This window comes from Phyllobacterium sp. SB3 (genome assembly GCF_040009165.1).
Lineage (GTDB): Bacteria > Pseudomonadota > Alphaproteobacteria > Rhizobiales > Rhizobiaceae > Phyllobacterium.
In genome coordinates this window covers 756,408-782,834 of record NZ_JBDYKI010000002.1, presented here as the reverse complement: position 1 = coordinate 782,834, position 26,427 = coordinate 756,408, and the positions used below count along the sequence as shown (strand labels likewise).

The 26,427-nt window shown below is 55.4% G+C and carries 23 protein-coding genes and 3 pseudogenes; 13 read left to right on the top strand and 13 right to left on the bottom strand.

Annotated elements, in window-relative coordinates:
* The first annotated feature begins 18 nt into the window (after window positions 1–18).
* Window positions 19–525 (top strand): annotated as a pseudogene (locus ABKW30_RS10210) (DDE-type integrase/transposase/recombinase).
* Here the strand turns inward: ABKW30_RS10210 and ABKW30_RS10205 are convergent.
* Genes ABKW30_RS10205 through ABKW30_RS10185 form a run of 5 tightly spaced genes read right to left on the bottom strand, consistent with a single transcriptional unit; the run spans window position 416 to window position 5,325 of the window.
* Window positions 416–1,222 carry an ABC transporter ATP-binding protein gene (locus ABKW30_RS10205; RefSeq protein ID WP_348598783.1) on the bottom strand — a complete coding sequence of 269 codons (807 nt, stop codon included), beginning with the start codon at window positions 1,220–1,222 and terminating at the stop codon, window positions 416–418. The pseudogene ABKW30_RS10210 and the gene ABKW30_RS10205 sit on opposite strands and share 110 nt — an antisense overlap.
* Window positions 1,219–2,025 carry an ABC transporter permease gene (locus ABKW30_RS10200; RefSeq protein WP_348598782.1) on the bottom strand — a complete coding sequence of 269 codons (807 nt, stop codon included), beginning with the start codon at window positions 2,023–2,025 and terminating at the stop codon, window positions 1,219–1,221. The genes ABKW30_RS10205 and ABKW30_RS10200 overlap by 4 nt, the downstream gene beginning before the upstream one ends.
* A gap of 10 nt (window positions 2,026–2,035) precedes the next feature.
* The gene (locus ABKW30_RS10195) at window positions 2,036–2,911 is read right to left on the bottom strand and encodes a sulfurtransferase (protein WP_348598781.1); all 876 of its coding nucleotides are present in this window, start codon (window positions 2,909–2,911) and stop codon (window positions 2,036–2,038) included.
* 1 nt (window position 2,912) lies between these two features.
* The gene (locus ABKW30_RS10190) at window positions 2,913–4,268 is read right to left on the bottom strand and encodes an NtaA/DmoA family FMN-dependent monooxygenase (RefSeq protein WP_348598780.1); all 1,356 of its coding nucleotides are present in this window, start codon (window positions 4,266–4,268) and stop codon (window positions 2,913–2,915) included.
* Window positions 4,269–4,314: 46 nt separating this feature from the next.
* Complete coding sequence (locus tag ABKW30_RS10185) at window positions 4,315–5,325, bottom strand: ABC transporter substrate-binding protein (RefSeq protein ID WP_348598779.1); 1,011 nt, start codon at window positions 5,323–5,325, stop codon at window positions 4,315–4,317.
* Window positions 5,326–5,551: 226 nt separating this feature from the next.
* On the opposite strand from ABKW30_RS10185, the gene ABKW30_RS10180 reads away from it, so the two are divergent.
* Entirely contained in the window at window positions 5,552–6,304 is a 753-nt protein-coding gene (locus ABKW30_RS10180) for an ABC transporter substrate-binding protein (protein WP_348598778.1), read from the top strand.
* A 454-nt stretch (window positions 6,305–6,758) separates the two neighbouring features.
* On the opposite strand, the pseudogene ABKW30_RS10175 reads toward ABKW30_RS10180, so the two are convergent.
* Window positions 6,759–7,215, bottom strand: a pseudogene (locus tag ABKW30_RS10175) (glutathione-dependent disulfide-bond oxidoreductase); the annotation flags it as partial.
* Window positions 7,216–7,370: 155 nt separating this feature from the next.
* On the opposite strand from ABKW30_RS10175, the pseudogene ABKW30_RS10170 reads away from it, so the two are divergent.
* The 8 genes and pseudogenes from ABKW30_RS10170 to ABKW30_RS10135 form a co-directional block, all read left to right on the top strand.
* Window positions 7,371–7,574 (top strand): annotated as a pseudogene (locus ABKW30_RS10170) (IS110 family transposase); the annotation flags it as partial.
* 602 nt (window positions 7,575–8,176) lie between these two features.
* Window positions 8,177–9,244, top strand: coding sequence for an ABC transporter ATP-binding protein (locus ABKW30_RS10165; protein ID WP_348598777.1), 1,068 nt, complete (start codon window positions 8,177–8,179; stop codon window positions 9,242–9,244).
* 14 nt (window positions 9,245–9,258) lie between these two features.
* On the top strand, window positions 9,259–10,305 hold the full coding sequence (locus tag ABKW30_RS10160; protein WP_348598776.1) for an extracellular solute-binding protein: 1,047 nt from the start codon (window positions 9,259–9,261) through the stop codon (window positions 10,303–10,305).
* Between the two features lie 6 nt (window positions 10,306–10,311).
* On the top strand, window positions 10,312–12,030 hold the full coding sequence (locus ABKW30_RS10155; protein ID WP_348598775.1) for an iron ABC transporter permease: 1,719 nt from the start codon (window positions 10,312–10,314) through the stop codon (window positions 12,028–12,030).
* A gap of 149 nt (window positions 12,031–12,179) precedes the next feature.
* Entirely contained in the window at window positions 12,180–12,938 is a 759-nt protein-coding gene (locus tag ABKW30_RS10150; RefSeq protein ID WP_348598774.1) for an FCD domain-containing protein, read from the top strand.
* Between the two features lie 124 nt (window positions 12,939–13,062).
* Window positions 13,063–14,478 (top strand): MmgE/PrpD family protein, encoded by a 1,416-nt coding sequence (locus tag ABKW30_RS10145; protein WP_348598773.1) that lies wholly within the window; start codon window positions 13,063–13,065, stop codon window positions 14,476–14,478.
* Between the two features lie 10 nt (window positions 14,479–14,488).
* A complete protein-coding gene (locus ABKW30_RS10140) occupies window positions 14,489–15,586 on the top strand; it encodes an AbrB family transcriptional regulator (protein ID WP_348598772.1) in 1,098 nt (365 codons plus the stop codon).
* A gap of 11 nt (window positions 15,587–15,597) precedes the next feature.
* Entirely contained in the window at window positions 15,598–16,668 is a 1,071-nt protein-coding gene (locus ABKW30_RS10135; protein ID WP_348598771.1) for an isocitrate/isopropylmalate dehydrogenase family protein, read from the top strand.
* A gap of 60 nt (window positions 16,669–16,728) precedes the next feature.
* Here ABKW30_RS10135 and ABKW30_RS10130 read toward each other — a convergent pair whose 3' ends face one another.
* Entirely contained in the window at window positions 16,729–17,688 is a 960-nt protein-coding gene (locus ABKW30_RS10130) for an alpha/beta hydrolase (protein WP_348598770.1), read from the bottom strand.
* Window positions 17,689–17,851: 163 nt separating this feature from the next.
* Here ABKW30_RS10130 and ABKW30_RS10125 point away from each other — a divergent pair, with 163 nt between their 5' ends.
* The 3 genes from ABKW30_RS10125 to ABKW30_RS10115 are packed head-to-tail and all read left to right on the top strand — an operon-like array spanning window position 17,852 to window position 21,048.
* Window positions 17,852–18,928: a tartrate dehydrogenase gene (locus ABKW30_RS10125; protein WP_348598769.1), complete on the top strand. Its 1,077-nt coding sequence runs from the start codon at window positions 17,852–17,854 to the stop codon at window positions 18,926–18,928.
* A gap of 12 nt (window positions 18,929–18,940) precedes the next feature.
* Complete coding sequence (locus tag ABKW30_RS10120) at window positions 18,941–20,047, top strand: tartrate dehydrogenase (protein WP_348598768.1); 1,107 nt, start codon at window positions 18,941–18,943, stop codon at window positions 20,045–20,047.
* Window positions 20,044–21,048 (top strand): 4-hydroxythreonine-4-phosphate dehydrogenase PdxA, encoded by a 1,005-nt coding sequence (locus ABKW30_RS10115; RefSeq protein ID WP_348598767.1) that lies wholly within the window; start codon window positions 20,044–20,046, stop codon window positions 21,046–21,048. Before ABKW30_RS10120 ends, ABKW30_RS10115 begins: the two co-directional genes overlap by 4 nt.
* Window positions 21,049–21,082: 34 nt before the next feature.
* On the opposite strand, the gene ABKW30_RS10110 is transcribed toward ABKW30_RS10115, so the two are convergent.
* The 6 genes from ABKW30_RS10110 to ABKW30_RS10085 form a co-directional block, all read right to left on the bottom strand.
* Window positions 21,083–21,625 carry a chromate transporter gene (locus ABKW30_RS10110; protein ID WP_348598766.1) on the bottom strand — a complete coding sequence of 181 codons (543 nt, stop codon included), beginning with the start codon at window positions 21,623–21,625 and terminating at the stop codon, window positions 21,083–21,085.
* A gap of 1 nt (window position 21,626) precedes the next feature.
* Window positions 21,627–22,187, bottom strand: coding sequence for a chromate transporter (locus ABKW30_RS10105; RefSeq protein WP_348598765.1), 561 nt, complete (start codon window positions 22,185–22,187; stop codon window positions 21,627–21,629).
* A gap of 106 nt (window positions 22,188–22,293) precedes the next feature.
* Window positions 22,294–23,058, bottom strand: a complete 765-nt coding sequence (locus ABKW30_RS10100; RefSeq protein WP_348598764.1) for an SDR family oxidoreductase — start codon at window positions 23,056–23,058, stop codon at window positions 22,294–22,296.
* A complete protein-coding gene (locus ABKW30_RS10095) occupies window positions 23,055–24,425 on the bottom strand; it encodes an MmgE/PrpD family protein (protein ID WP_348598763.1) in 1,371 nt (456 codons plus the stop codon). The genes ABKW30_RS10100 and ABKW30_RS10095 overlap by 4 nt, the downstream gene beginning before the upstream one ends.
* Complete coding sequence (locus ABKW30_RS10090; RefSeq protein WP_348598762.1) at window positions 24,422–25,918, bottom strand: tripartite tricarboxylate transporter permease; 1,497 nt, start codon at window positions 25,916–25,918, stop codon at window positions 24,422–24,424. The genes ABKW30_RS10095 and ABKW30_RS10090 overlap by 4 nt, the downstream gene beginning before the upstream one ends.
* Window positions 25,915–26,400, bottom strand: coding sequence for a tripartite tricarboxylate transporter TctB family protein (locus ABKW30_RS10085; RefSeq protein WP_348598761.1), 486 nt, complete (start codon window positions 26,398–26,400; stop codon window positions 25,915–25,917). Before ABKW30_RS10085 ends, ABKW30_RS10090 begins: the two co-directional genes overlap by 4 nt.
* Between the last annotated feature and the right edge of the window lie 27 nt (window positions 26,401–26,427).

Sequence of the window (26,427 nt, the reverse complement as noted above, 5' to 3'; positions counted from 1 at the left end):
TCTATATTGACCGAAGGCATGAACCAACCGCGCGTCGCCAATTACAAGAACCATCGTTTCCCACCAGAAATCATCACCCGCGCTGTCTGGCTTTATCACCGGTTTCTACTCAGCCGGCGCCCTGTTGAGGAAATGTTGCTGGAACGCGGCATTGTGGCGGGCGGTTGATCAAGATGGTTATGTTCTTGACGAAATCGTGCATAATCGCAGGAATACCAAGGCCGCCAGACGTTTGCTGATGCACCTGCTAAAGAAGCAGAGCGTGGCTCCCAAGCGGATAATAACCGATAAACTTCGCTCCTGTGGAGCAGCAAAATCAGATCATGTCAGCTGTCGAGCATCGTTCACACAAGGGTTTGAATAATCGGAAGCTTACAGCATTTCATTTCGATATTCTCCGCCGTCCGCAACCTTTTCATTCCAGAGCCGACCAAATCTGATCGATATAGGCACCGAATTGTAAATTCTTTCGCAATTGTTGCGGGTCGCGCGGGCGTTCAAGATCAATCTTCAAATCCAGTTTAATTGTCCCGGGTCTGGCTGAAAACACTACCACGCGATCTGACAATGTTACTGCCTCGTCAATATCGTGCGTTACAAAGAGCACCGACCTCCTATGCAGCGACCATATGCGCAACACTTCCCGGCCCATGGCTATTTTTGTTTGGGAATCCAGCGCTCCGAAAGGCTCGTCCATAAGATAAATCTCTGGCTCGAACGCCAAGAGGCGGCCAAGGGAAACGCGTTGACGCATGCCACCGGAAAGCTGATGCGGCCTGCGGTTTTCGAAACCCGCAAGTCGCAGGAGATCTATGAGCTTTTCAAGCTTCTCTCCGATTTGATTCCTGGGCACCCCTGCAAGTTCCGCTCCAACTCTGATATTCTGCTCGACTGTGGCCCACGGCAGCAGAGTATCTCGTTGGAACATAAAGCCGACGCGTTCCCGGTTGTCGGAAAGTGATTTTCCATCGATTCGAATTCGTCCTGAAGTGGGCTCGACCAGTCCGGCAAGAATTCGCAGCAGGGTCGATTTCCCGCAGCCACTGGGGCCGACAATCGAAACGAATTCGCCGGGCGAAACTGCCAGATTAACGTCCTTCAGGACTTCAACAGAATCGCCGCCCGCAGCGTCGAACGTAACGTTGATGCGTTCAAAGTCTACCTTTTCTGCGTTCGCTGTTGCCTGGTTTCTCACATCTGGAGGTTTTGAAACAAACGTCATGAGGGCCTCCATGCCGAAAAGTGCTTCTCAAGCCTGGCAACGACCAGATTGCCCGCGACCGCGATCAGGGTAAGAGAGACCAGGCCAGCGAAAACACCTGTTGTATCCAATCGCCCGGCAGAGTGCTCGATGTACCAGCCGACACCGGAGCTCGAACCGATGAGTTCTGCCACGACTGCGCCCACCAATGAAAGACCAATGCCAATTCTTAAAGATGCGATCAACCACGGAACCAGCCAAGGGAGAAGAACTTTTCGCAAGACATATGTTTTGGGGGCACGCATCGTACGGAAGAGATCGACCAGATCGCGGTCGATCGTCTTGAGGCCCTCATGGATGTTCAGCATGAATATAAAAAGTACGGTCGAGAACGCCATCATCACTTTGGAGAAAAGATCGATTCCGAACCAAATGATGAATAACGGCGCGAGTGCAACCCGCGGGAGACTATAGAGAGCCATGACAAAAGGTTCAGCTACAGAATTTGCGTATTTGAACCGCGCCATTGCCATACCGATCGGAACGCCAACCACAAAGGCCAGAAGGAGTCCAAGTCCTGCTTCCGTCAAGGTCCTGCTCACATGTTTAACCAGCTGGCCTGATAGCGCTAGTTGCCACAGGCGCTCACCCACTAAAGACGGACTCGATATCCAGAGCGGGTCAACGCCCAGTCGCACCGCAGACTCCCAAAACAGGATGACGGCAAAAAACACTATCAATCTGTCTCGTGTCAGTCTTACACCGCCTGGTGTCCCGCTTTTCGATGAGGCGGGACGTGCAGTTATCTCATCCTTGACGGCCATTTGTACTCGCTTATGCCGGGTCTTTGCCGACAGCAACCGGGCGTGACGGATCAGAACTCCATGCCGACCAGGATCCGGGAAAAAGGGCTGATTCAATGCCAAGGGATGCCAAAACTGCTATCTCATGGGCAGCGGCAACCCCGCCCCCGCAATAGACTCCGACCTGTGTCGATCCATCGATTCCGCGATCTGCAAATCGTTTACGCAAATCGTCAGCATGGATCAGACGCCCGGATTCATCGAGATTAGCCGACGTGGGTAGATTGATCGCTCCAGGAATATGCCCTTCGGGAGTCTCGCCGGGTTTTGTGTCTTTGCCGCGATAAGCTGGCTCGCCCCGGGCGTCGACCAGAATCGCATTCGTCGCCAGATTGTATGCATCATCCACAGAAAGGACGGGCAGATGACCTTCGCTGAGAATGATATCTCCGGAATCGGGCAGGCTCATTGCGGTTGTGAGGGGAAACGCCGCTTGGGTCCATGCATCCAGGCCACCGTCAAGAATGCGTACTCTTTTCACACCTGCCCAGCGCAGCACCCACCATGCCCGTCCTGACTGCAAGCCCTTGTTGTCATCGTAGATCACGACGTCACTTGCCTCGTTGAGACCCCAGCGCCTTGCATCACGTTGCAGATCATGGATCGATGGCAGCGGTCGTCGTCCACTGAACCCCGTCTGTTCACCCGCCAGCTCTGTCGGCAAATCCACATAAACTGCATTTTCAATGTGGCCGGTGCGGAATGCAGGTCGACCATCCGGACGGTCGGGCCGAAAGCGCACATCAAGAAGCACTACATTGGAGCGTTGTGGCAATAATTCCGAAAGTTCCTTGACGCTGATGAATATTGCTGACCGCGCCACAGCATCTTCTTTTGGTGTTGCCATTTCAAGCCAACTTTCGATTAGACGCAGCAGTATGAATGTTTGCAGGTCGCGGCAAGTTGAAGTGGTCGCGGAATGTCGTTCCCTCATACTCCGTCCTGAACAATCCGCGCCGTTGCAGTTCAGGAATAACCAGTTCGACGAAGAGCTCAGCTGTTCCCGGCAGATATGGCGGAAACAGAATGAAGCCGTCGGCAGCCCGCTCTTCAAACCATTCCTCGAAAACATCGACGACCTTTTTTGCATCTCCAACGATTTCTGCACCGCCTCCGCTCCTGCGGAAATAGAGAAACAGTTCGCGCAGCTTTATTTTGTCATCTCCGAAGCTGGATTTCGCCTGCTCGATGATGCGTTGTGCATTGACTGAAGCGGCCGCCAGTTCTTCAATCTCTGCAACGGGTGTATCCAGTGCATATGATGCAAGATTGACGCCGAGTGCTGTAGCAAGATTACCAAGATCATAGTTCGTTACAGAAAGATTCTGTATCTCGCGGTATTTATAATGCGCTTCCCGAGACGTATGCCCGACATAAACGGCTATACCCGTCACAAGTGCTTGTTCGTCATGCGCACGACCATACTTTGCAAGGCGCGACTTTATATCGGCGTAGTAGGCTTTTGCCGGTTCGATGTGCAATGCGGTGCCGAACCTGACGTCAGCGTACTGCGCACCAAACTCTTTCGAACGATCTGATGCGCCGGCCGTCAAAAGGGGTATTTGCCCCTGCACGGGACGGGCTATGTTCAATGGACCGGCAACGGAATAATGTTCTCCCGTGAAGTTCAGCCGATGAACTTTCGAAGGGTTGATAAAGAGGCCGTTGGCTTTGTCACCAACAAGAGCATCGTCCTCCCAGCTGTCCCATAGACCTTTAACAACATCAATGAATTCTGCAGCGTTGTCGAAACGGTGGTCCGTTGCCCAATGTTCCGAACGGCCAAAATTGGCAGCAGCCTCGGGATCACGTCCTGTTACGATGTTGAACGCAAGACGACCGTTGCTCAGGTGATCAACGGTCGCCGTTGCGCGGGCGACATTAAACGGATCGGAATAGGTGGTGTTGACCGTGGTGACGATACCGATACGCTCGGTGACGCCTGCAACATATCCTGCAAGGGTCAAAGCTTCGGGCCTGAGAACCAGATTTGGATGCTCCGCCTGCGTCTCGGGAAGTCCAACGACGCGATCGCCTATGAAAAAGAAATCTAGCTTCCCTTTTTCAGAAAGACGCGCCATTTGAGTAAGAAAACGCGGGTCGAAGGTTCCATCGAAACGAGCCTCGGGCAGACGCCAGCCTGCAGGATGGAACCCTGTCGCCCAAATCGAAAACCCAAGCCGGATATGTTTTCTCTCAACCATAAACGATACTTCCGTTCCATCCTCGCGTAGCGAAAATTTGTGCGTTCTAGTTCAGGAATTGACCGGGGAATGCGACGGCATATTCCACTTTGGGAAGATTCGGTTCGATCTCCACCAGATCTTTCTGAAGATCATCGAACTCGCTCTGCGAAAAGCGGCCGTCGGTGCTGAGACTTGTCTGGAGACCATCGGCGACTTTCTCGATGATTTGCGGATCGAGATCGGGATAGAGTTTTTTCAACCCATTTATCGACGTTTCCCTGTCGCTCAGGATTAATTTTTGGGCTTTCAGCGTAGCTTGCACAATCCCTTTTGCCACTTCCGGGTGCTCGTCCTGCCACGAGGCCAAAGTCAGCAACCCTAGACCGGGTATTCTTTGTTCTCGCCAATCGAAAACCACGTGATAACCACTATCGATCAATTGAAGGGCATCAATGTTCCCGAACATGCCAGCATCGATCCGATCGGAGTCGATTGCCGCTTTTTGTGCCGCACCTACACCAGCGCCTACCACATCAATATCACTGTCATAATCAAGGCCGGAACGTTTGGCCTGAAGCCTTATGAGGTTTTCTGTGAGGCTTCCAGCGGACGTAATTCCAACTCGCTTTCCTTTTAAGTCCTCGAAGGATTTCACCGGCGAACTGTCTTTTGCAAGAAGAACATAGGTATGGGTATTTTGCAGTGCGAAAGATGCGACACCGTCCACGCCTCTCTGCCGCAACCTAACAACGTGTTCCGGTGCGGCGATAACATATTGAACTCCGCCGCCGACAAGCGCCTGAATGCTTGGGGCACCTCCCTTGAAGTCCACCAATTCTACATCAAGCCCGGCTGCTTTGTAATATCCCTTGTCTATGGCCACACTCACCGCAAGCGAGTTGTCGCTTACTCTGCCGGGCGTTCCGATGACGACCCGCGTCTCCGCGGCCGCCGGGTTAATCAATGCGAACACGGAGAGCAAGGCTGATACGATCGCAAATCTACCAAGGCGCAACAATGGTGTTCCCGAGGCAAAATATCGATGTGCGTGATGAAGTTGAAAATTCAACGGCATTTCGGGACGCTCCATGGGAAAATATCATTCGGCGCATAAGGGCCGCTTGCGCTGATACAATCGCGCAGGAGGCCTCTTAAGTGAACGAATGATATTCCAATTATACACGACTGAAGTAGTATAGATTTGCGTGTTTCCGCCGGAAACCTGCCTTAAGTTTACGCAGCTTTCTCGTGACTAGAAATACTGCCATTACGTTGTCATGCGATTGGACATGGAGTGTCCTGTGAACCAGCAATCTGATTTGACTACTATCGACAACAGCCGAGTTCTGTCCGAGCTGGCACCGTCCGGTACACTGAGGGTCGCAATAAATCTGGGAAATCCAGTTCTCGTACAGCGAGATCTGGATACAGGAGTGTTGGGTGGTGTCGCACCGGAGATTGCACGTAATCTCGCCGCCCGGCTCGGTGTAGAGTTGAACTTCCTCCCCTTCGACACACCGGGATTGATCACAGACTCAGCCAATATGGACACTTGGGATGTCGCATTGCTCGCGATCGAACCGGCAAGACAAGAGGTAATTGATTTCACTTCACCATATCTGGCGATTGAGGGGGCCTATATTGTCAGAACCGACTCTACCGTGGTTAATCTCGCCGCCGTTGATCAGAAAAATGTACGCATAGCCGTAGGCATGAAAACAGCATATGAGTTATTCCTTTCACGAAACATCAGGTTTGCCGAGCTTGTCCACGCGCCGGATTCTGAAACCGCTTTTCAATACTTCCTGGACCAGAATCTGGAAGCGGCTGCAGGCATCAGACCAGCGCTCGATAAACTTGCTGCGGAGCATTCAGAATTGCGAATTGTCAAAGAGCCTTTCATGACAATCAATCAGGCGATGGGTGTACCAAAGGGTCGCCGTGCCGCAGCAGCTTACCTGCGCAAGTTTGTCGAGGAGATAAAAGAGAATGGCTTCGTCGCTTCTCAACTGGAAAAGAGCGGGCAAAGTTCCAGCATGGCCATACGCCAGTAATAAGCAATGTTATCGCGAAAGTTGCAGGTGATGTCGATGTATTCCGCGGTTTCTTCTGCATCGCGCGAGTTCAAAGTGCAGAGATGGGTACTTTTTCAAAACAAGTTTCCTGAGTATAAGCGAGAGAATCCCCGTCTTCATTAATTCGGCTTCAGCGGCTGTTTTTGTTGCTGCTTTAACAACAACGAGTTTACTTGTTCATCAAATCTCCATCGCACAGAAGTAGCCGACCTTCATCGCACCAAACTGGTGTGCAGCAATAAACAAGGTGGCGAGCGCAACGCTTTCCGGTTGACCATAGAACCGCACAGAAGGCCACGCCAACAGTTCAGGTGACCCTCGCTGCTCATAGTTTCGTGTGCCTTTTCACCTTGAAAGGGCGCATTTCTTATCGGATGCCAGAAGAAAGCACTACGCTTGTTCGTTTCGGGAGAGCTGGTCTCTACAGAATTGATCAGCTCGCTCTGACCACTTTGTCTAGTGTCTTAATTTCGAAATCGTCAACATCATGACGCTCATGCAGCTCTGTCGAAGGTTCGCCAAATGTACGATTGACCATTCGGCCTCGCTGGGCAGCTGGACGCTTGCCAATCTGGTCGCCCATCGCAAGAAGTTTTTTTGTATTCCTGAACCTGCAGAAATTCTGCGCCTTCGTAGAGCCAGCCCTTGATGAAGCCACCGTACCATGCGGTCAAGCACGTCGAGCTGGCGGTTTGTTTCCATTGCAAACCGGTCAATGGCATATTCGATCTTGGTCGGCGCGCAGGCATATAAATGACCGAACCGCCACCCAGATAAGGTGCGCTTCCCATCTGCCAAAACAATCAGGACAGACATTCGGCGCGAGCACCTGATTCTGCTGGCAGAAACGGACCAAATTTCTCGGCGAGATACGTGAGAATCGCGCACGAAAAATCGCATGGCCTTGAGCCACATCCCAAGCCGCCTCATCAAGCGTTCGCCGGGGTGGCCACCCGTATTATGGTCAAGCAGGCCGACTATTTCGGCAACCTTCGTTGTCCTGCGAGCATAGGGGGAGGCTATCGCCGGGACCCAGCCAGCTCTGCTTTACGAAGCAGCCCAGGTAATGCTGTCTCGTGTGAAGAAATGGTCCTGTTTGAAAGCCTGGGCGATGAACGTCGCCAAGCGGCGCGGGCGCCAGAAAGCCATCGTTGCACTCGCACGCCAACTGGCGGTGATCATGCATCGCATGTGGAGCGACGGAACGGAACTCCGCTGGACAAAAGATAACGCGTCCGCAGTCGTCTGAACCGGGAGCAAACAACAAAGTTCCACCTGCCGGTGGAAAGACGTCCTTCGCAGAACGATGGATGAGATGAGTACGCCTGGGGTCTTGTGCCGGTCACACTATCATGATCAGGACGCGAGGAAGATTGGACCACTTCTACTGATCCCATGCCGGGAGGGCCACAGAGCCGATCTCGAAGAGAAGCGCGGGCCTGCGAAAGACGTCAGATGTTGGCACAACGGAACGGCTTTTAAGCCCCGACTTCAAACCGCCGAATAGAGAAGAGCCCGATTAAGTGCCCGCCGACAGCGGCAGCAACCCGTCAAACGGCGAAACCGCTAGTCGGGTACAGCAATTGTCGACTAAAGATCCAACTTTGGTGTTTGTGTGAAAAGTTGATCGTTCCCATCAAAATCCACGCAAGATGCGAGAAAAATCATCCCGTATACTATCGGCAGGTGCATCACCCGACGTTGGGATACCTCGAATGATTGCTCACAATCAGACCAGCAGCTATCACTATAAATAGTAATCTGTTGACAGTCTTCAATTTACTACATACGTTTGACCAAGCCAGTTTCGACAGACGATGTCTCGGCTTTGATGAACACTCGGGAGGTGGAATGTCATTTCTGGAATTAGACAGTCTGACTAAAAGCTATGGCTCTCTCACCGTTGTGAAAGAGGTCAATCTGTCCGTGGAGAAAGGCAAACTCGTCTGCCTGCTTGGACCTTCGGGCTGCGGTAAGACGACAACCCTCAGACTGGTCGCCGGTTTCGTGCCTGCCAATGCCGGCGAAATCCGCGTCGGCGGAAACACCATATCCTCGGCTCATTCGACAGTGCCGCCGGAAGGGCGCAACATGTCCATGATCTTCCAGAGCTATGCACTCTGGCCGCATATGACCGTATTCGAAAATGTCGCCTACGGGTTAAAACTGCGCCGGCTTGCCAATACGGACGTGACCAAGAGCGTCCGGACCATTCTTTCGGCGACGCAGCTTCTGGCATTGGAGAACCGCTACCCGGGAGAGCTTTCCGGCGGCCAGCAGCAGCGCGTTTCGCTGGCTCGGGCGCTGGTCATCAAACCCGAAATCCTGCTTCTAGACGAGCCGCTGTCTAATCTTGACGCCAATCTGCGTGAAGAGATGCGATTTGAAATTCGCCGATTGCACGATGAGTTCCGCTATACGACCGTCTATGTAACACACGACCAGGCGGAAGCCATGACCACGGCCGATATCATCGTCGTCATGAATGACGGGCGGATCGAGCAGGCCGGATCGCCCGAAGATATCTATGAGCGTCCCGAAACTGAATTTGTCGCGCGGTTCATTGGTGGAACAAACATTCTGTCGGGCACCCGCCGCGATAGTGACGATGTTGTTTGCGAAGGTGGACTGGTCCTTCGCTGTGGCAGCGGAACTGCCGCAACGACAGGCAAGACGGCGGTTTCCATACGTCATCATGATATCGAGCTGTCAGCGACCAAGCCCAGAAATTCCGACACGAATGTGGTCCTCGGCACAGTCACACGGCAAATCTATCTCGGTTCGCACCGGGACTATCTCGTTTCAATCGCTGGTGGAGAAACGGTGCGCACAGTCGCGCCAGTAAACGTCGCGATCCCGGTTGGCCAGGAGGTATGGCTGCATTTTCCGCCAGAGAAATGCCGGGCGCTCGCGCAATAAGGGAGGAACTACGCATGTGGAAGAAAGCCTTATCCGCCGCACTCTTTGCTACAGGACTGGCGGCATCGCCTGCCGCTTGGGCAGAAGCACCGGAACCATACCAGATCACCCCGGAACTCGAAGCCGCAGCCAAGGCTGAAGGCAAGGTAGTCTTCTATACGGCGACTGACGTCGCCGTCGCGGAAAAGCTGGCCGAGCATTTCAAGACAAAATATCCGGAGATTTCAGTACAGGTGGAGCGGGCCGGTTCGGAACGTGTCTTCCAGCGGATTGGTCAGGAATATTCCACCGGCATCTATAATGCCGACGTTATCGAGACATCCGACGCAGTGCATTTCGAATACTTCAAGCGCGAAGGCTGGCTGGAGCCGATGGTCCCGCAAGAAGTTGCGGACAAGTGGCCGGCTGACGAGCGCGATCCGGATGGCAATTTCGCAGCCTATCGCGCCCATCTTTCCGTCATGGCCTATCGCACGGACCTGATGCAGGAAGCCGATGCACCCAAGACCTGGGAAGATCTGCTCGATCCGCGTTTCAAGGACAAGATGGTCAAAGCGCATCCCGGCTATAGCGGGACTGTGATGACATCGACTTTCGTGCTGAGTCAGTTGCTTGGCTGGGAATATTTCGAGAAGCTCGGCAAGCAGAACATCATGCAGGTCCAATCGTCGACCGAGCCTCCGAAGAAGCTGGCGCAGGGCGAAAGGGCTCTCGAGATTGACGGAAACGAGTATAATGTTTTCCGTCTGATCGACGAGGGCAAGCCCATCAAGATCATCTACCCGGAACAGGGTACACCTCTTGCAGTCGGCAATGCGGCGGTACTCAAGCAAGCACCCAATCCGAATGCTGCCAAGCTTTTCTACGCCTTCCTGTTTTCTGCAGATGCCCAGCAGCTCAACAGCGACTTTGGCGGATTGAGGTCATTCCATCCGGACGTAAAGGAAAAAGCAGGGCGCACTCCGCTCGCGCAAATCAAGATTCTGCACTCAGACCCGGCAAAACTCGAGCCTGAAATCCCCACAATCAAATCCAATTATGAAAAGTATTTCGGGACATAAATGATCATGACCAGCAACGTTCAGGTTCAAGGTCGGCGCCGCGGCATCGACCTCTCATGGCCGACCTTCGCTCTGTTGACGCTTGTATTGAGCGTTCTGGTTCTCCTGCCATTGTTCTGGCTGGCCTTTTACAGTTTCCGCAGCGACACGGGCGGCGGCGTTACCTTCGACAATTTCATCGCCCTTGTTGCTGATCCCACCCTCGTTCGCGCCTATGGCCTAGCGATCGGCATGGCATTGGCGGTGGGATTGCTTTCTTGTCTCGTCGCCACGCCAATGGCATGGCTCGTCGCAAGAACGGACCTGCCAGGACGGCGGATGATCCGCATGCTGGTAACGGCATCCTTCGTGACGCCGCCATTTCTTGGTGCCATAGCCTACGAGATTCTGGCTGCACCCAACAGCGGCATCGTCAACATCATCTACAGATATTTGTTCCGTCTCGATTCATCCGCATATCTTGTGAACATCTACACATTCACGGGCCTGATCTTTGCTATTGCCTGTTTTACTTTTCCTTACGTGTTCACCCTGGTAGCAAATGCACTCGACAAGGTTCCATCGGATCTGGAGGATGCATCTTCAATCCTTGGCGGCAAAGCCATGACCACTTTGCGGAAAGTAACCATTCCGCTGGTGCTGCCGGCCATGCTCGCTGGAACGCTGATCGCCATTCTTCAGGCCCTGACGATGTTCGGTTCGCCGGCCATTCTTGCCTTGCCTGCCGGTTTTCACGTCATAACCACAAAAATCTGGAGCCTTTTCCAGTTTCCGCCACGTCTTGGGCTGGCAGCAGCAGCGGCATTGCCCCTTCTGATCATCACAGTCATTCTGCTGCGCGCACAGAAGTCCATTCTCGGCCGGAAGGGTTATACCGTTCTTGGAGGCAAGAGCGGAACACCACGGATCACCGAACTCGGTCCATGGAAATGGGTTGCCATCGCTTTCGTGTTTTGCGTTTTAAGCCTGACAATCCTGCTTCCCTATCTTGCCATCCTGAAAACTGCCTTTACCGGAACTGTTGGCGATCCGATCAATCTCAGTACATTGACGTTGCGCCACTGGAAATTCGTGCTGTTCGAATTCTCGGCGACGCAGCTTGCCCTGCGCAACACATTCCTTCTCGGGTTCCTGACAGCAACCGCAGTCACCGCAATAGCCCTGATCGTTTCCTATCTGGTTACGCGCCGTTCCGTCCCTGGCTCCGGCTTTCTCGGATTGCTGGCGACGGCGCCCGTTGCGATCCCCGGCATCGTCCTCGGCGTCGGCCTGTTCCTCAGCTACGCCAATCCGACATTCCAGCTCTACGGAACGATCTGGATCCTGCTCATAGCCTTCATGACGATCGAACTTCCGGCAGGATATCAGCAAATGTCTTCGGCGTTTTCCGGCGTTCATCCGGAATTGGAGGAGGCCGGACGTATTATGGGCGCATCGAGGCTGAGGACGCTTTGGGACATTACAGCGCCGCTGCTGCGCACAAGCGTTGTCGCCGCCTGGTGCTTCGTATTCGTGGGGACAATCCGCGAACTTTCTGCGACAATCCTCTTGACGACTGCCAACACGAAGCTTGTCTCGGTTATCATTTACGACCTCAATGAAAGCGGTGATCTCGGGGCGATCTGCGTGCTCGGCATGATCCTGCTGGCCGCGTCCTTTGCCGTGGTCTTTGTAGCCAACCGTGTTCCCGTGCTTGGAGGCTCGCAGATGAATGCGCGCGGCTGACATTTTGCCGACTTCATCAAACGCGTGGGCCCTGTTCGACGGCAGGGTCGCCAATCACCGGAATTGCTGCTAAATGAGGCAGAAGGAATGAGAACAGGCAGATTCGAATTCCGATCAATTGATAACTACGATCTTACAATGGCTTGCTCATGTCAGACATAACGAATGCGCCGCACAATATATCCGCGATCGATTTTCTGCGCACACGGTCGCTTGCGAACGTCGTTCAGGCTGAAATCGAGCGAATGATTATCGATGGCGAGCTGAAGCCGAATGAACGGGTGAACGAAAACGGTCTTTCGCAGCTCCTCGGGGTTAGCCGGGGACCGATCCGCGAGGCCTGCAGCGCGCTGGCCGCAATGGGTCTTATCGAGATCATTCCCAATCGCGGATTTTTTATCCGGGCGCTTTCCAATGATGAAGCCCTGGACTTATCGGAGGCGCGCGCCGGCGTCTTTGGCTGCATGGCGATGATGCTGGCCGAGCGCATCACCGACGCGCAAATCGCCATTTTACGCGCCTTGCTGCAACGCATGGACGAGATTGTTGCATTGGGCGATGTGCATATCTACTACCCGGTCAATCTCGAATTTCATAAGCAGCTGACGCTCATGGCGGGTAACAACCGCTTGGCGCTCATCTATCAAAGCTTCGTACGGGAGCTTCACATCCAGCGTTACAGGGCGCTTTCCAGCCGTGACGTCCTGCATATTTCCAACGAAGAACATCGCGCCATTGTCGATGCCCTGGAGGCACGCGATCCCGTGCGCAGCCTTACCGCAGCGCGGGCCCATATTCTCAACGGCATCGTCCGTACCCGCCAAGCAGGCCAGCCGGGCGATACGGAACTGGCGGAGAAGACGCCGCGCGTAATACCCACGGGTAAAGAACCGGTCGACGACACCTAGTCTTCCGTTGGTCTGTGTAGCCATGCGTTTTTGCAAACACAAAACTGTTGACAATTAACAATCCTCCTCGCACAGTCGAAATTGAGACACTACTCAAGATTGATGCGACATAAGAGGAATTTGCATGAACCACCACAAAACAGTCGACGTCGAGCTGACGAAGTACGTCGCAGAATTCGTAGTCAGAACAAATTATAACGATCTTTCCGCTGAGGTCGTCGAACTTGGCAAAAAATCGATACTCGACGGATTTGGCTTGGCTCTTTCCGGTTCTGTCGCCAAAAGTGGCGAACTGGTCCGCCAGCACCTTGACGATCTGGGCCTGGGGGACGGCGCTGCGACAGTTATCGGAGGCGGCCGCAAGGTGGCACCCCGCTTTGCAGCTTTCGCCAACGGTGTCGGTATTCACGCGGATGACTATGACGACACACAACTTGCAGTTGCGAAGGATCGCGTCTACGGCCTGCTGACCCATCCCACCGCGCCGGCACTTCCCGCTGCATTTGCCATCAGCGAGCTCGTCAAGGCTTCCGGCAAGGATTTCATGCTGGCCTACCATCTCGGTGTTGAGGTTGAATGCAAGATTGCCGAAGCGATCGCACCGCGCCATTACCAGACAGGCTTCCATGCAACCGCAACCTGCGGAACATTTGCAGCTGCATCGGCAGCGGCCAAATTAATGCGTCTTGATGTGGCGACAACCCTGCGCGCGCTATCGATTGCAGGAAGCCAGTCGGCCGGTCTACGCGAAAACTTCGGAACCATGACCAAGCCGTTCCATGCGGGACGTTCGTCCGAAAGCGGTATCGCCGCCGCGCAGTTCGCGTCCTATGGCTGGACTGCAACGCCGCGTATCCTCGAGGCCCCACGCGGGTTCTTCTCCGCCGCAGGCGGAGGTTATGACCAGGATTCGATCCTTCACAAGCTTGGCGCACCATGGACTTTTGCCAATCCCGGCATCTCGATCAAGCCGCATCCATCGGGTTCGCTCACTCATCCGGGCATGACCGAGATGCTGCGCCTGATCAAGGACAACGGCATTCGCGCCGGGGATGTGAAACATGTACGCATCGGCACAAATTCCAACATGCCAAACGCATTGATCCATCACCGGCCCAAGGACGAACTCCAGGCCAAATTCTCGATGGAGTTTTGCATGGCGATCCTGCTTCTCGAAGGCCGTGCCGGACTTAATGAGTTTACCGATGCCGCCGTCGAACGCGAGGATGTCAAGGCAATGATCGAGCGGGTGGACTTCGTCGTTGATGACGAGGCGGAAGCTGCCGGTTATCATCTGATGACCACATTGATCGATATCGAACTCAAGGATGGCCGCAAGATTTCGGGGCGTGCCGATTTCGGCAAGGGCAGCCCTGCATTCCCGATGACCTATGACGAGGTCGCAGACAAGTTCCGCGAGAATGCGGAGTTTGCAGGTATGGCGAAAAACAAGGCGAACGAGATCGTCGAGCTGGTTCGAAAGCTTGAGAGCCTGAGCTCTCTGGACGATCTGACAGCGCGTCTGATCTCCGTCTCCTGACTGCATTGCGATGCCGGATCCGGGAAAGCTGGGCATAAAAGGCGGACGGAGTGTCTTCGACCGTCCCGTGGCCAAGATCGGCCTGGCATTTCTCATCGGGATCGCGGGTGCTGTCATCGCAAGAATTGTTGCAATGCCCCTTCCCTATCTGCTGGGACCTCTTCTCGCCTGCGGCGCTGCATCCATCATGGGCGCGCCCGTCGCCGTATTGCCTTACGGGCGTGAACTCGGACAGGCGGCAGTGGGGTTGGCGATAGGATTGCGGTTCACTCCCGTGGTCTTGATCGCCATTATAAAACTATTTCCCCTGATGCTGCTTTCCACCCTGTTGATGATCGCGGCAACGATGATTGCGGGATTGCTCCTGAGCAAACTTGCCAATATCGACCGCAGGACTGCGTTTTTCGCCACCGCTGCCGCCGGTCTTGCGGAGATGGCGGTGGTCGCCCACCAAAAGAATTCAGACAGTGACACGGTAGCGGTTGTTCATCTTATACGCGTCGCCCTGATTGTAACGACAGTGCCGTTTCTCGTGACATTTTTTGGTGAGGATGGTGGCATCCAACCCGCCCATATACCGCTTCGCGGCGAAGTGCTGCCGCTCATTGGGCTGTTTGGAGCAGGTGTAATCGCTGCTTGCCTGGTGCGACGATGGAAACTGCCCAATATATGGCTGCTGATCCCGGCTGTCATCGGCGGCACTGCCTCGGGGCTTGGCTTCGGCCCCTTTGCCGTACCATCCGTCGTCATCACCATTGCGCAGGTCGTCATCGGCATCTGGCTGGGTTGCAGGTTCCGCCGGTCGCTGCTTGGCCGGCTATGGCGCGTAACCACGTCGGCATTGGTTACAACAGTTTTCCTTCTCGCCGTTGCCACGGCAATAGCCGGGATATTATCGACAATAACCGGGCTTTCCTTCGTCACCAGCCTTCTGGCCGTTGCTCCGGCGGGCGTAACAGAAATGGCGCTCACCGCCACAGCCATGCATCTCGATGCAACTGCAGTTACCGCATTCCAGATCACGCGGATTGCCGTTGTGATGACGACAATTCTTTTCACCCTCCGGGTATTTGAAACTTTTTCGCGCCGCTTCGCCGCCGCCGACTGAAAGGACTTCTCATGACAAGCCATCTCGTGATCGGGATATTGAACGGCGACGATATCGGGCATGAGATCGTGCCCGCTGCGGTCGAGGTTACCCGCGCTGCTGCTGCAAAAACGGGTCTGAAGATCGACTGGCGGCCGATGCCCATCGGCCGTTCCGCGCTTGACACCCACGGCTCGACCTTTCCCGACGGCACAATGGAAACACTTTCCAAAATGGATGGTTTCATACTTGGCCCTATCGGCCATCAGGCTTACCCCAAGGTTCATGGCGCGATTAACCCGCATCCGATCATGCGCAAGGGCTTCAACCTTTTCGCCAATGTGCGTCCGACAAAATCCTTCCCCGGCCTCGGTGCCGTCCATGAAGGTATCGATTTGGTGATCGTACGCGAGAACAACGAAGGTTTTCAGCCTGACCGCAATGTCGTTGCCGGTTCCGGTGAATTCAGGCCCACAGAGGACGTGACCATTTCCGTGCGGGTTATCACCCGGGTCGGATCATCCCGTGTTGCCCGGGCGGCATTCGAGATCGCCCGGCAGCGCAAGAAGCGCTTGACCGTAGTTCACAAGAACACCGTCTTCAAGCTCGGTTGCGGCATGTTCGTTGAAGAATGTCACCGTGTCGCCAAGGAATTTCCAGACGTCACTGTCGATGAAGTCATCGTCGATACAATGGCAATGCGCCTGATCCGCGACCCCCAGAGTTTCGACGTGATCGTCACCACCAACATGTTTGGCGATATCCTGACGGACGAGGCTGCCGGGCTTGTAGGCGGTCTTGGCATGGCACCTGGCCTGTGCATCGGCGAAGGCAACCTTGCCATGGCCCAGGCAACCCATGGTTCGGCACCGGATATTGCCGGCAAGGGCATAGCCAATCCATTTGCCATGATCGAATCTGCCCGCATGATGATCGAATGGCTCGGACACAACCGCAAGATTGTACAGGCGATGGATGCGGCAAAGATCATGGAGAAAGCCATAGCAACCGCACTTGCCGATCCTACCAAGCGCACCCGGGATATCAAGGGAACCACAGACACTGCCGGAATGACACGCGGTATTATTGCAGCACTGGGCTGACGGCTGCTAACTTCGGTGCTCCGTCGAGCAAGGGGCTGAGGGAGCACCGCTGATCCTATATCAAACCACGGGCGGCGTCAGTTGCTGGCCCCTGAAGAATTTCCAGAACGCATCATAGATGAGATCCGGCCTCTGCTCCGCGGGATAATGGCCGGTGGGTACTGCCCAGCCTCGCATGTCGGGAGCCCAAGGCTTCCAGGCTTCGAGTGGCGAGAAATGGCGGCCGCAATGACTGTTGGAGCCCCATAATACCAGTACGGGACAGTTGATGGTCTTCTTGCCGAAATCGGCCGTGTCCAGCGCCAGATCAACAGTGACAGTCGCGCGGTAGTCTTCGCACACCGCATGAATCTGTTCGGGCGTGGTGCAGCGTTTATACTCGGTCATGGCTTCAGGACTGAAAATCTCAAGCCCGACGCCTTTCTTGTTCAACTTGTAATCGATGTAATAGCCCAGATCGGCAGTCAGCAATTTTTCCGGAAACGGCGCTTTCTGCGCCATGAAGAACCAATGATAGGCCTCGAGCCCCCAACCAAGCGTTACATTGGTCAGCACATGGTGCGTTGGCACGATATCGAGTGAGGCCAGACGTTCGATCTTATCGGGATAATCCAGCGCCATGCGAAAAGCACATCGCGCTCCGCGATCATGCCCCGCCACCTGAAAGCTGTCGAACCCAAAATGCGACATGACCGCCACATTGTCCTCACCCATGGCCCGGAACGAGTAAGCAGCATGGTCCTTACCTCCATCCGGTTTCGAGCTATCCCCGTAACCGCGTAGATCCGGAGCCACCACTGTGAAACTCCTGGCAAGCGCCGGGGCTATCCTGTGCCAGCTGACATGCGTCAGCGGATTGCCGTGCAGCAGCAGCAGAGGCGGCCCCTCGCCCCCTATGGCTACGTTGATATCGGCACCTGCCGTGCGTACAGTCTCGTAGCGAAAGCCCTCCATCAGCTTGCCTTTCTCTTCAAAGAATGGCGGCATTTCGGGTTTCGGCCCGTTTGCTGTCTGCGACATGGAATATCTCCTTCTTTCTGGCATCTAACACGAAGCGTATGGTAAAAGACGTCATGCCCATTTCAGTAAATTGTCAACAGTTTATAATTGACAATTGTTGAAAAGTTGGGCATCCGGGTAACAGCGCTTAGAATTGCTACTGTGGTCCTTGAGGAAGCAACCGATGAAGACATATGAAATCGCAGCCATCCCTGGCGATGGAATCGGCAAGGAAGTGATCGCCGCCGGGCTTCGCGTCCTCGCGGCCTCCGCGACCCGCGACGGAAATTTCAGTTTGAAGGTGCAGGATTTTCCCTGGGGCTCGGATTATTACAAGGCGCACAGCGCGTTCATGCCGGAAGGCGGTATAGACACGCTTAAGAACTTCGACGCGATCTATTTTGGTGCGGTCGGTGCACCGGACGTGCCTGACCACCTGACTCTCTGGGGGCTGAGGCTCGCCATATGCCAGCCATTTGACCAGTATGCCAATGTGCGTCCGACACGTATTCTGCCGGGCATCGAGAGTCCACTGCGCGGTGTAACCGCCAAGGATCTTGATTGGATCATCGTTCGTGAGAATTCAGAAGGTGAGTATGCCGGGCAGGGGGGGCGTTCGCATCGCGGTCTCCCGGAAGAAGTAGCCACAGAGGTTTCGATTTTTACCCGTGCCGGTGTTACCCGCATCATGCGCTTCGCATTCCAGCTGGCCCGGAAGCGGCCACGGAAGTTTCTCACCGTAGTAACCAAATCAAATGCCCAACGTTACGGCATGGTTCTGTGGGATGAGATCGCGCGTGAGGTCGCATCTGATTTTCCCGACGTAACCTGGGACAAGATGCTGGTTGACGCCATGACTGTGCGCATGACGCTTTACCCGCAATCGCTCGATACCATTGTCGCGACCAATCTGCATGCCGATATTCTCTCCGACCTTGCTGCCGCGCTGGCCGGATCGATCGGCATTGCACCGACAGCGAATCTCAATCCGGAAGGGAGATTTCCATCCATGTTCGAACCGATCCACGGATCGGCCTTCGACATCACTGGGAAAGGCATCGCTAATCCGGTTGGCACATTCTGGTCAGCGGTGATGATGCTGGACCATTTGGGCGAACCTGCAGCTGCAGCGCGACTGATGCGTGCGATTGAGAGGGTCACCGCAGACCCCGCACTGCATACACCTGATCTTCGCGGCGATGCCACGACCGATATGGTCACGGACGCAGTCTGCAACACCATAATTGGCGACAACGAATAGAAGGGAAACGCTATGCCGGCCAACAGTCTCAAGGTAGCAGTCATTCCCGGTGACGGCATCGGAAAGGAAGTAGTCCCGGAAGGACTGCGTGTATTGAAAACGGCTGCTGAAAATTTCGATATCGATCTGCAATTCGACAGCTTTGACTTTGCTTCCTGCGACTATTACGCCGAACATGGCCGCATGATGCCGGAAGATTGGAAGGCGCAGATCGGCGGCCATGATGCAATTTTCTTCGGCGCAGTTGGCTGGCCAGAAACCGTACCGGATCACATCTCGCTATGGGGCTCACTTTTACAGTTCCGCCGCGAGTTCGATCAATATGTAAACCTGCGCCCGGTTCGCCTCATGCCGGGCGTGCCGTCGCCGCTGGCTGGACGCGAGCCCGGCGATATCGATTTCTTCGTGGTGCGTGAAAACACCGAAGGTGAGTATTCCTCCATCGGGGGCAGGATGTATCCCGGTACGGATCGCGAGATCGTCGTGCAGGAAACCATAATGAGCCGTATCGGGGTCGACCGCATATTGCGGTTTGCCTTCGAACTTGCTCAAAGCCGCGACAAGAAGCACCTGACATCGGCCACCAAGTCGAATGGAATTTCCATCACCATGCCCTATTGGGACGAGCGGGTGGTGGAGATGGCCAAATCATACTCTGACGTGCGCTGGGACAAGTACCATATCGATATCCTTTGTGCACATTTCGTACTCAACCCCGATCGCTTCGACGTTGTTGTGGCCTCCAACCTCTTCGGCGACATCCTCTCGGATCTGGGGCCCGCATGTACGGGCACGATCGGGATAGCCCCGTCAGGCAATATCAATCCCGAGCGCAATTTTCCTTCACTCTTCGAACCCGTACACGGGTCCGCTCCTGATATTGCCGGGAAGGGCATTGCCAACCCGATTGGCCAGATTTGGGCAGGCGCCATGATGCTCGACCATCTTGGTTACCCGCATGCGGCAGCCGCAATCGTCTCGGCCATCGAAACAGTACTTGCCGATCCGGCATTGCGGACCGGTGATCTGGGCGGTAGCGCCAACACTGCCGCTTGCGGCATGGCCATCAGTGACGCTCTCAAAACTGCACCCACTTCCAGCTCACCGAGGCAATCATGAACGCCGCCAGTCCCATTATCGCCCTGACCCCTGGTGATTGCACCGGCATCGGACCTGAACAAATCGCGCGCATCCTGCATGATCGCAGGCTGGCAAGAACAGCGCGTATCGTTGTAGTGGGCGATGCGCGCGTCCTCGATCTCGGCATGCAGCAGGCCGGTGTAGTGTTTGAATATCGCCGTTATGAAACCCCGGCGGCGATTGATTGGTCAGATGCCCGGATACCGCTGGTAGACCTTGCCAATACGGACCCCATGCTATACGCCCCCGGCGCCGCCAGCCCGGAGTCCGGCCGACTGACTGGTGAGACCCTTTCGCGCTGCATCGATTTCGCCAAGGCCGGAGAGGTAGAAGCCATTTCCTTCGCACCGTTGAACAAACGGGCAATGTATGATGGCGGCTGGAAATATCCGGACGAACACAAGATGTTCGCGCATCTTCTCGGCCACAAGGGCTATTTCAGCGAGATGAACGTGCTCGACAATCAATGGATGTCCCGCGTGACTTCACACGTCTCGCTGAGACAGGCCATCGAGCAGATCAACGGGCCAGCAATCAAAAATGCAATCGTCCTGGCAACGACCATGATGCAGAAGGCAGGCATTGCAGAGCCAAGGCTTGCCGTAGCAGCGCTCAATCCGCATGGCGGCGAAGGCGGTCTGTTCGGCATGGAAGAGATCGAGACCATCAAGCCGGCGATTCAAGCCATGGCCGACAAGGGCATCAATTGCCATGGACCGTTTCCTTCCGATACGATCTACCTCAAGGCCTTCGCCGGAGAATATGACGGCGTGCTCGCTATGTATCACGACCAAGGCCAGATAGCGACGAAGATGCGCGGATTCGGTCGCGGCGTAACCGTAACAGCAGGCCTCGATACGGTTTTCACCACACCGGCCCACGGGACGGCATTCGATATCGTCGGCAAAGGTGTGGCGGATACGGGAGCCATCGAGAATGCCATAAAATTGGCCTGCGAGCTGGTCCGGTTCAAACGGTAATATCGTATTTGCCGCGGGACGCTGACGATGCTCTTTAGCCTGGCAGCGATATCGAAACGACTGTAGCAACAAGGGCACCTAAAACCAGCACGCCCAGAACGGGAAATCTCGGACACCATAACAGGCTGGCAGCCGCGAGGCTGGCAATCACGACAGCGAGGTTTCCGCCATCGGCCAGCCGGAACAGTGCAATAATGCCAGCGATGATCAATCCCACGCCGACCGGAGCCAGACCTTCGCGCATTGCACGGTGCCATTTCTTCTCGCGATGCATGTTGGTCAGCTTGAAAAGTGAATAACAAAGCAGCGAGGACGGGATAAAAAGGGCGAGTGTGGCAATCAGTGCTCCAAGCCAACCAGCGACCTTCCATCCGATCACTGTTGCCAGCATCATGCCGGGCCCCGGTGCGGCGCGCGACACCGCAAAGACATCCAGAAACTCGCGTGAATTCAACCAGGCATGGACCACAACCGTCTCATGTTGAATACCTGCTACAATCGCTCCGCCACCTCCGATGGAGGTCAGCGAGAACGGTATGAACACCAAGGCAATTGCAGTCAGCGTTTCAAGCCGCATGTCAGATTCTCCGCCATGCGAGAGCAACACTGACCGGGGCCAGCGCGACGACTACAGGTATCAGTGGCACTTGAAACAGTCCGACCAAAATAGCGGTGATGGCAATGATGAAAACAGACGGTGGAAACTTCATCGCCCGGCGCACACCATGAATACACATGACGATGAGCAGTCCCATGGCTGCGAAAGCAACACCGTCGGAAATGATCGGAACCAGAGGGAAACCCGCCAGCGCGTCGAAAAGCGTACAAAGTGCGATGGTGGCAAAGAACGGGCCGGTCAAAAAGCCGAAAACACAGATGAGAGCGCCCGAAGGTCCGCGCAACTGCTCTCCTATGCAGATTACCAGATTGACTACATTTGCTCCCGGCAGCATCTGCGAAATCGCAAGACTGCTGGCAAAATCTTCCTCGCTGATCCAGTGCTTCCTTAAAACAAACTCCTGATAGAGCCATCCGGAGAGCCCCCCGCCAAAACTGAGAACCCCAACCCTGAAGCAAAGAAGAAAAAGCGCCCGCAAATCTGGCGTCTGCGGCAAAGGAACAGGAGTTGGGAGAGACATTTGTAATGCCCATTCTTATGCTGGATCAGAACCAGATATCACTTGCTTCATCGTTGTCCGCCACTTTTTCCCTCAGCCGGCATCGCCACATATCAGCAATTGTTGCTCAAGGCAGGAACGCACCTCCATTAACGTGGAGCGTTTGGCCGGTTACGAAACGAGCCATCGGCCCGGCGAAGTAACGTACGGCTGCAGCAACCTCTTCCGGCGTCCCTCGCCTCCCGACGAGCGTGCGCGTCGTACTGTGGTGTGTCGGCTCACCGCCCGTGGATGCATGAATGCGGCTGGTATTGATCATTCCGGGAGAAACCAGATTAACGGTCACGCCACGCGGACCTAGCTCATGCGCAAGCGCCTTCGTCAATCCGTCCAAGCCTGCTTTTGCGGTGATCACATGCGCCCGATGCAGCGCGCCCGTATAGGCTGTGAGGCCGCCAATATTGACGATCCCGCCCTGCGTGGCGGCGAGCAAATGCGGTATTGCCGCGCGGCTCATCAGGAAGGCGCCATCGAGTGTCACGCCCATGACTTCGCGCCAGTCCTCAAGCGACAATGTCTCGATCGGCGCTTCGCGCCGGATTGCCGCATTGTTGACGAGAAGGCTCAGGCCGCCAAAGGCCCCGACCGTCTGTTCAACAAGCCGCGACGCATCGGCTTCCTTTGCCACATCACCCAGAAGCACGGTGGCCCGTGCGCCTTTGGCCTCGACCTCGCGCGCCACAGCCTCAGCCGCAGCCCGATCCAGCCTTGCCACGATGGCTATCGAGGCACCGGCATCTGCCAGGGCCAGGGCGATAGCGCGGCCGATGTTGCGCGATGCGCCGGTGACGAGAGCTATGTGTCCGTCCAATTCGCGCGTATCAATATTCATGTCCGTGCCACCGATAAGTTGATAGTGCCGCCATCTGCAAGCTGATCAAGAGCCTTGCGCAACGCAATGATTGCATCAATGCCCCAACCGCCAAAGCGCAAATTGGCATCGAATTTCGCGGCGAGTTCCGCGTCCGTCAATGGCTCCTGCGCACCGCCGCGCATATAGGGCTGATGAAATTCGCGTACCGACCCGTCTTTGAGCGTCGCCTTGAGATGTCCGGTGAAATTGCGCGGATAAGGATCATTCGGGTCGATCTCATACGAGATCCTGGCGGCTAGCGCCCGCACCGCCGGATCCTTGACCCGTTCATCGGTGAACTGACCGAGCCCCGCCTCTCCATCGATGAAGCCGACCGCCATGCAGAACGGTGTGGAGAATTTTCCGGCATAACCGTTGGGCGGCCGATGCTTGTCGGCAAGCGGTGCCCAGAGGCGGTGTACGGTCCCCTCGCCGACTTTGCAGGTGATGGAAGCGATCTCATCGGCCTTTATCCCTTCCGCCGCGAGTCTCCTCGAGCAATCGATGAAAGGCTGCGTCATGGTTCCGCAGGCATAGGGCTTGAAGGCCAGGGTTTCGACAATCCAAGTCTCGCCGAGGTCTTCAACAAGAGGCGTGAAATCGGGCACTCTCGAGGGCCCGAACGCCTTGTACAGACCATGCGGGCCCTCGAAAACAGTGAGTGGTCCGGTAAAGCCGCCTTCGGCAAGAAGCGCTGCGCGGATACCGGCCTGAGCGGCAGCTCCGGCATGCAGGCGTTTGGTCGAACTGCCATCGGCCAGATATTCGATGATCCCCGAAGCAAGGCTTCCGGAAACACCCAGCGCCCGGCCGATTGCCGCCGCGTCAAGGCCAAGGGCAGCACCGACGGCAGCGGCAGCAGCGGGTGCACCGAAAATGGCGGTCGGATGAAAGCCGGCCTTGTGCAGCGCCTGTGGTGTCACGAGGCTTAAACGGCACATGAGTTCGGTGCCGACTGCAATACCCCGCATGACCGCCTTGCCGTCGAGACCACGTTTTTCGGCAATGGCGAGAACAGCCGAAACAACAACGGCACCGGCATGGATGGGACCGCCTTCGAACGTATCGTCATAATCCTCGCCGTGGGCAGCCGTGCCGTTGACCATGGCTGCATCATAGATGCCGAGCAGCCGCCCGTGGCCATAGGCTGTGCACATGCCGTCATCGACAGCGCTGGCCAGAACAGCCTGGACGTAATCGGTATGACGAGCCGCGATGGCCAAGCCGATCATATCGAAGAGGAGACGGCGGCAAACGGCGGCAACCGCAGGTGTCGGAACGGCATTGGCGGCAAAAGCAGCGAGTTTGACCGCAACTGGCGTCGATATCGGGGCTGCCTGGTTCATGAACTTGCTTCCTTCAATTTTGTCTTGCGGGCATCGCGGAATTCCCGTCTGAGCGAGAACCCGACGAAGATGAGGGCGATACCCAGCAGGCAGACACCGATGGGATCCTGCAGGAAGATCACATGGTCGCCGCCCGACAGGACAAGCGAGCGCCGATAGCTCGATTCCACCATGTGGCCGAGGACGACGCCGAGAATCATCGGCAGGACGGGAAAGCGGGTAAGCCGCATCAGATAACCGACAAGACCCAGTCCAAGTGCGATACCGAGATCGAACAGACTATTGTTCAGCGTAAATATGCCCGACAGGATCAGTGCGAAAATGAACCCGGTGCGATATGGCCGTGGTCTGTTCACCAGCCATATGCAGGCGGGCAAGATGATGATGCCCACGCCGATCTGTGCGATGATTGCAATGAATGAACCTACATAGATACTGTCGATAACCTGGGCGCTCTGTTCGAACAGACGCGGCCCGGGAATAAGTCCGTGCATCAGCAACCCGCCAAGTAGGACAGCCGTGGAATTAGAGCTTGGAATACCGAAGCTGAGCAGCGGGATGAGCGCAGTACTGGCAACCGTATTGTTGGCTGTCTCAGGGGCTGCAACCCCCTCCTCCGATCCCTTTCCAAAGAGTTCGGGCGTCTTGGACCAGCGCTTGGCTTCATTGTAGGACATGAAAGCAGCGATCGATCCGCCGCCGCCCGGAGTAAGGCCCTCGAACAATCCAAGGACGCATCCGATCGCCTGTGAACGCCTGAGCCTGTTCATCATGGCAAAGCTGGGCAATTTGATCTTGATCGTTTCATTCAACAGCTTCGTATTGGATGAACCTGACTGGCTCATCAATTCAGTCAGCGCGAACAGACCGACCATGACGAGGACGGGATCTATGCCGCTGAGAAGATCGGGAATATCCAGTGTGAAACGTGTTACGCCGGATATGGGATCAGTGCCCACAGTGGCGATCATCAAGCCGACGATTGCGGCCGCCAAACCCTTGATCAGCGATCCTCCGCTCATGGAAGCAATCACGCTAAGACCGAGAATACCGAGGCCGAAATAGGAGGCCGGTGTAAAGGCGAGCGCCAGCCAGGACAAAGGCTCGGTCAGCAAGATCAACATTGCGAGACCGAAAAGACTGCCTATGACACCCGACATCAGGGAAATGCCAAGCGCCTCGCCCGCGCGTCCCTGCCGGTTGAGTTCATATCCGTCGATTACGGTGGCCGCCGATGAGTTCGTGCCGGGCGTCCTGATAAGGATAGCGGGTATCGAGCCGCCATATTCAGCGCCGATATACACGCAGGCCAGCAGCGCGATCGCCTGAGCCGGGTCCATTGTATAGGTGAAAGGCAGGACAAGAGCCATGGTAATCGAGGCAGATATCCCCGGCAATGCACCGCCAAGAATGCCCCATGTCAGCCCGCCAATCGCGACAAAGACAAGCGGTGTTGCTGTCAGGAGATGCAGAATATCCCAGAAAGTCGTCATGGGAGCAATCCCTGGAAGATCGTACCGGCAGGCTGGTGGACCCCGAGCAACTTGACGAAAATTGCCCAGTACAACAGGCCGCCGCCGATTGCCGCGACCGGAACGGTCCAGTTGCGCGGAGCTCCCTCATAGATCGCGACAGCTGCAATCAGGAGCGCGACACCCGTTATGTATCCAGTAAACGGAAGTATAAAAACATACAGCGCACCCAACAGGAGAAAACCTATTGCGCGCGGTAGTCCGGCGTTGTTGTGGTCATCATCATCCGAACCCGATGCAGAGGCGGTGCGGGCAGCACTTGCCAATAATGCCCGCACAATCAAAAGAGCTCCCAAAATGGCAAGAAGGATAGCAAGCACGTGCGGCAGACCTGCAGCTCCGACTTCGTCCGACAAGGTACTCTCGGCAATCTGGTTGGACCACGCATAGTAAATACCGGAAACGGCAATGAGAATTGCACCGCTGACAACATCTTTATTCATGAGTTAGTCCTCATGGGTGAATATGGA

Bases quoted from the DNA above. Each gene is read 5' to 3' on its own strand.
- ABKW30_RS10165 (WP_348598777.1), top strand. From the start codon at position 8,177: ATGTCATTTCTGGAATTAGACAGTCTGACTAAAAGCTATGGCTCTCTC.
- ABKW30_RS10145 (WP_348598773.1), top strand. From the start codon at position 13,063: ATGAACCACCACAAAACAGTCGACGTCGAGCTGACGAAGTACGTCGCA.
- ABKW30_RS10140 (WP_348598772.1), top strand. From the start codon at position 14,489: ATGCCGGATCCGGGAAAGCTGGGCATAAAAGGCGGACGGAGTGTCTTC.
- ABKW30_RS10090 (WP_348598762.1), bottom strand. From the start codon at position 25,918: ATGACGACTTTCTGGGATATTCTGCATCTCCTGACAGCAACACCGCTT.
- ABKW30_RS10135 (WP_348598771.1), top strand. From the start codon at position 15,598: ATGACAAGCCATCTCGTGATCGGGATATTGAACGGCGACGATATCGGG.
- ABKW30_RS10095 (WP_348598763.1), bottom strand. From the start codon at position 24,425: ATGAACCAGGCAGCCCCGATATCGACGCCAGTTGCGGTCAAACTCGCT.
- ABKW30_RS10125 (WP_348598769.1), top strand. From the start codon at position 17,852: ATGAAGACATATGAAATCGCAGCCATCCCTGGCGATGGAATCGGCAAG.
- ABKW30_RS10115 (WP_348598767.1), top strand. From the start codon at position 20,044: ATGAACGCCGCCAGTCCCATTATCGCCCTGACCCCTGGTGATTGCACC.
- ABKW30_RS10205 (WP_348598783.1), bottom strand. From the start codon at position 1,222: ATGACGTTTGTTTCAAAACCTCCAGATGTGAGAAACCAGGCAACAGCG.
- ABKW30_RS10110 (WP_348598766.1), bottom strand. From the start codon at position 21,625: ATGCGGCTTGAAACGCTGACTGCAATTGCCTTGGTGTTCATACCGTTC.
- ABKW30_RS10155 (WP_348598775.1), top strand. From the start codon at position 10,312: ATGACCAGCAACGTTCAGGTTCAAGGTCGGCGCCGCGGCATCGACCTC.
- ABKW30_RS10185 (WP_348598779.1), bottom strand. From the start codon at position 5,325: ATGCCGTTGAATTTTCAACTTCATCACGCACATCGATATTTTGCCTCG.
- ABKW30_RS10120 (WP_348598768.1), top strand. From the start codon at position 18,941: ATGCCGGCCAACAGTCTCAAGGTAGCAGTCATTCCCGGTGACGGCATC.
- ABKW30_RS10130 (WP_348598770.1), bottom strand. From the start codon at position 17,688: ATGTCGCAGACAGCAAACGGGCCGAAACCCGAAATGCCGCCATTCTTT.
- ABKW30_RS10160 (WP_348598776.1), top strand. From the start codon at position 9,259: ATGTGGAAGAAAGCCTTATCCGCCGCACTCTTTGCTACAGGACTGGCG.
- ABKW30_RS10100 (WP_348598764.1), bottom strand. From the start codon at position 23,058: ATGAATATTGATACGCGCGAATTGGACGGACACATAGCTCTCGTCACC.
- ABKW30_RS10195 (WP_348598781.1), bottom strand. From the start codon at position 2,911: ATGGCAACACCAAAAGAAGATGCTGTGGCGCGGTCAGCAATATTCATC.
- ABKW30_RS10105 (WP_348598765.1), bottom strand. From the start codon at position 22,187: ATGTCTCTCCCAACTCCTGTTCCTTTGCCGCAGACGCCAGATTTGCGG.
- ABKW30_RS10200 (WP_348598782.1), bottom strand. From the start codon at position 2,025: ATGGCCGTCAAGGATGAGATAACTGCACGTCCCGCCTCATCGAAAAGC.
- ABKW30_RS10085 (WP_348598761.1), bottom strand. From the start codon at position 26,400: ATGAATAAAGATGTTGTCAGCGGTGCAATTCTCATTGCCGTTTCCGGT.
- ABKW30_RS10150 (WP_348598774.1), top strand. From the start codon at position 12,180: ATGTCAGACATAACGAATGCGCCGCACAATATATCCGCGATCGATTTT.
- ABKW30_RS10190 (WP_348598780.1), bottom strand. From the start codon at position 4,268: ATGGTTGAGAGAAAACATATCCGGCTTGGGTTTTCGATTTGGGCGACA.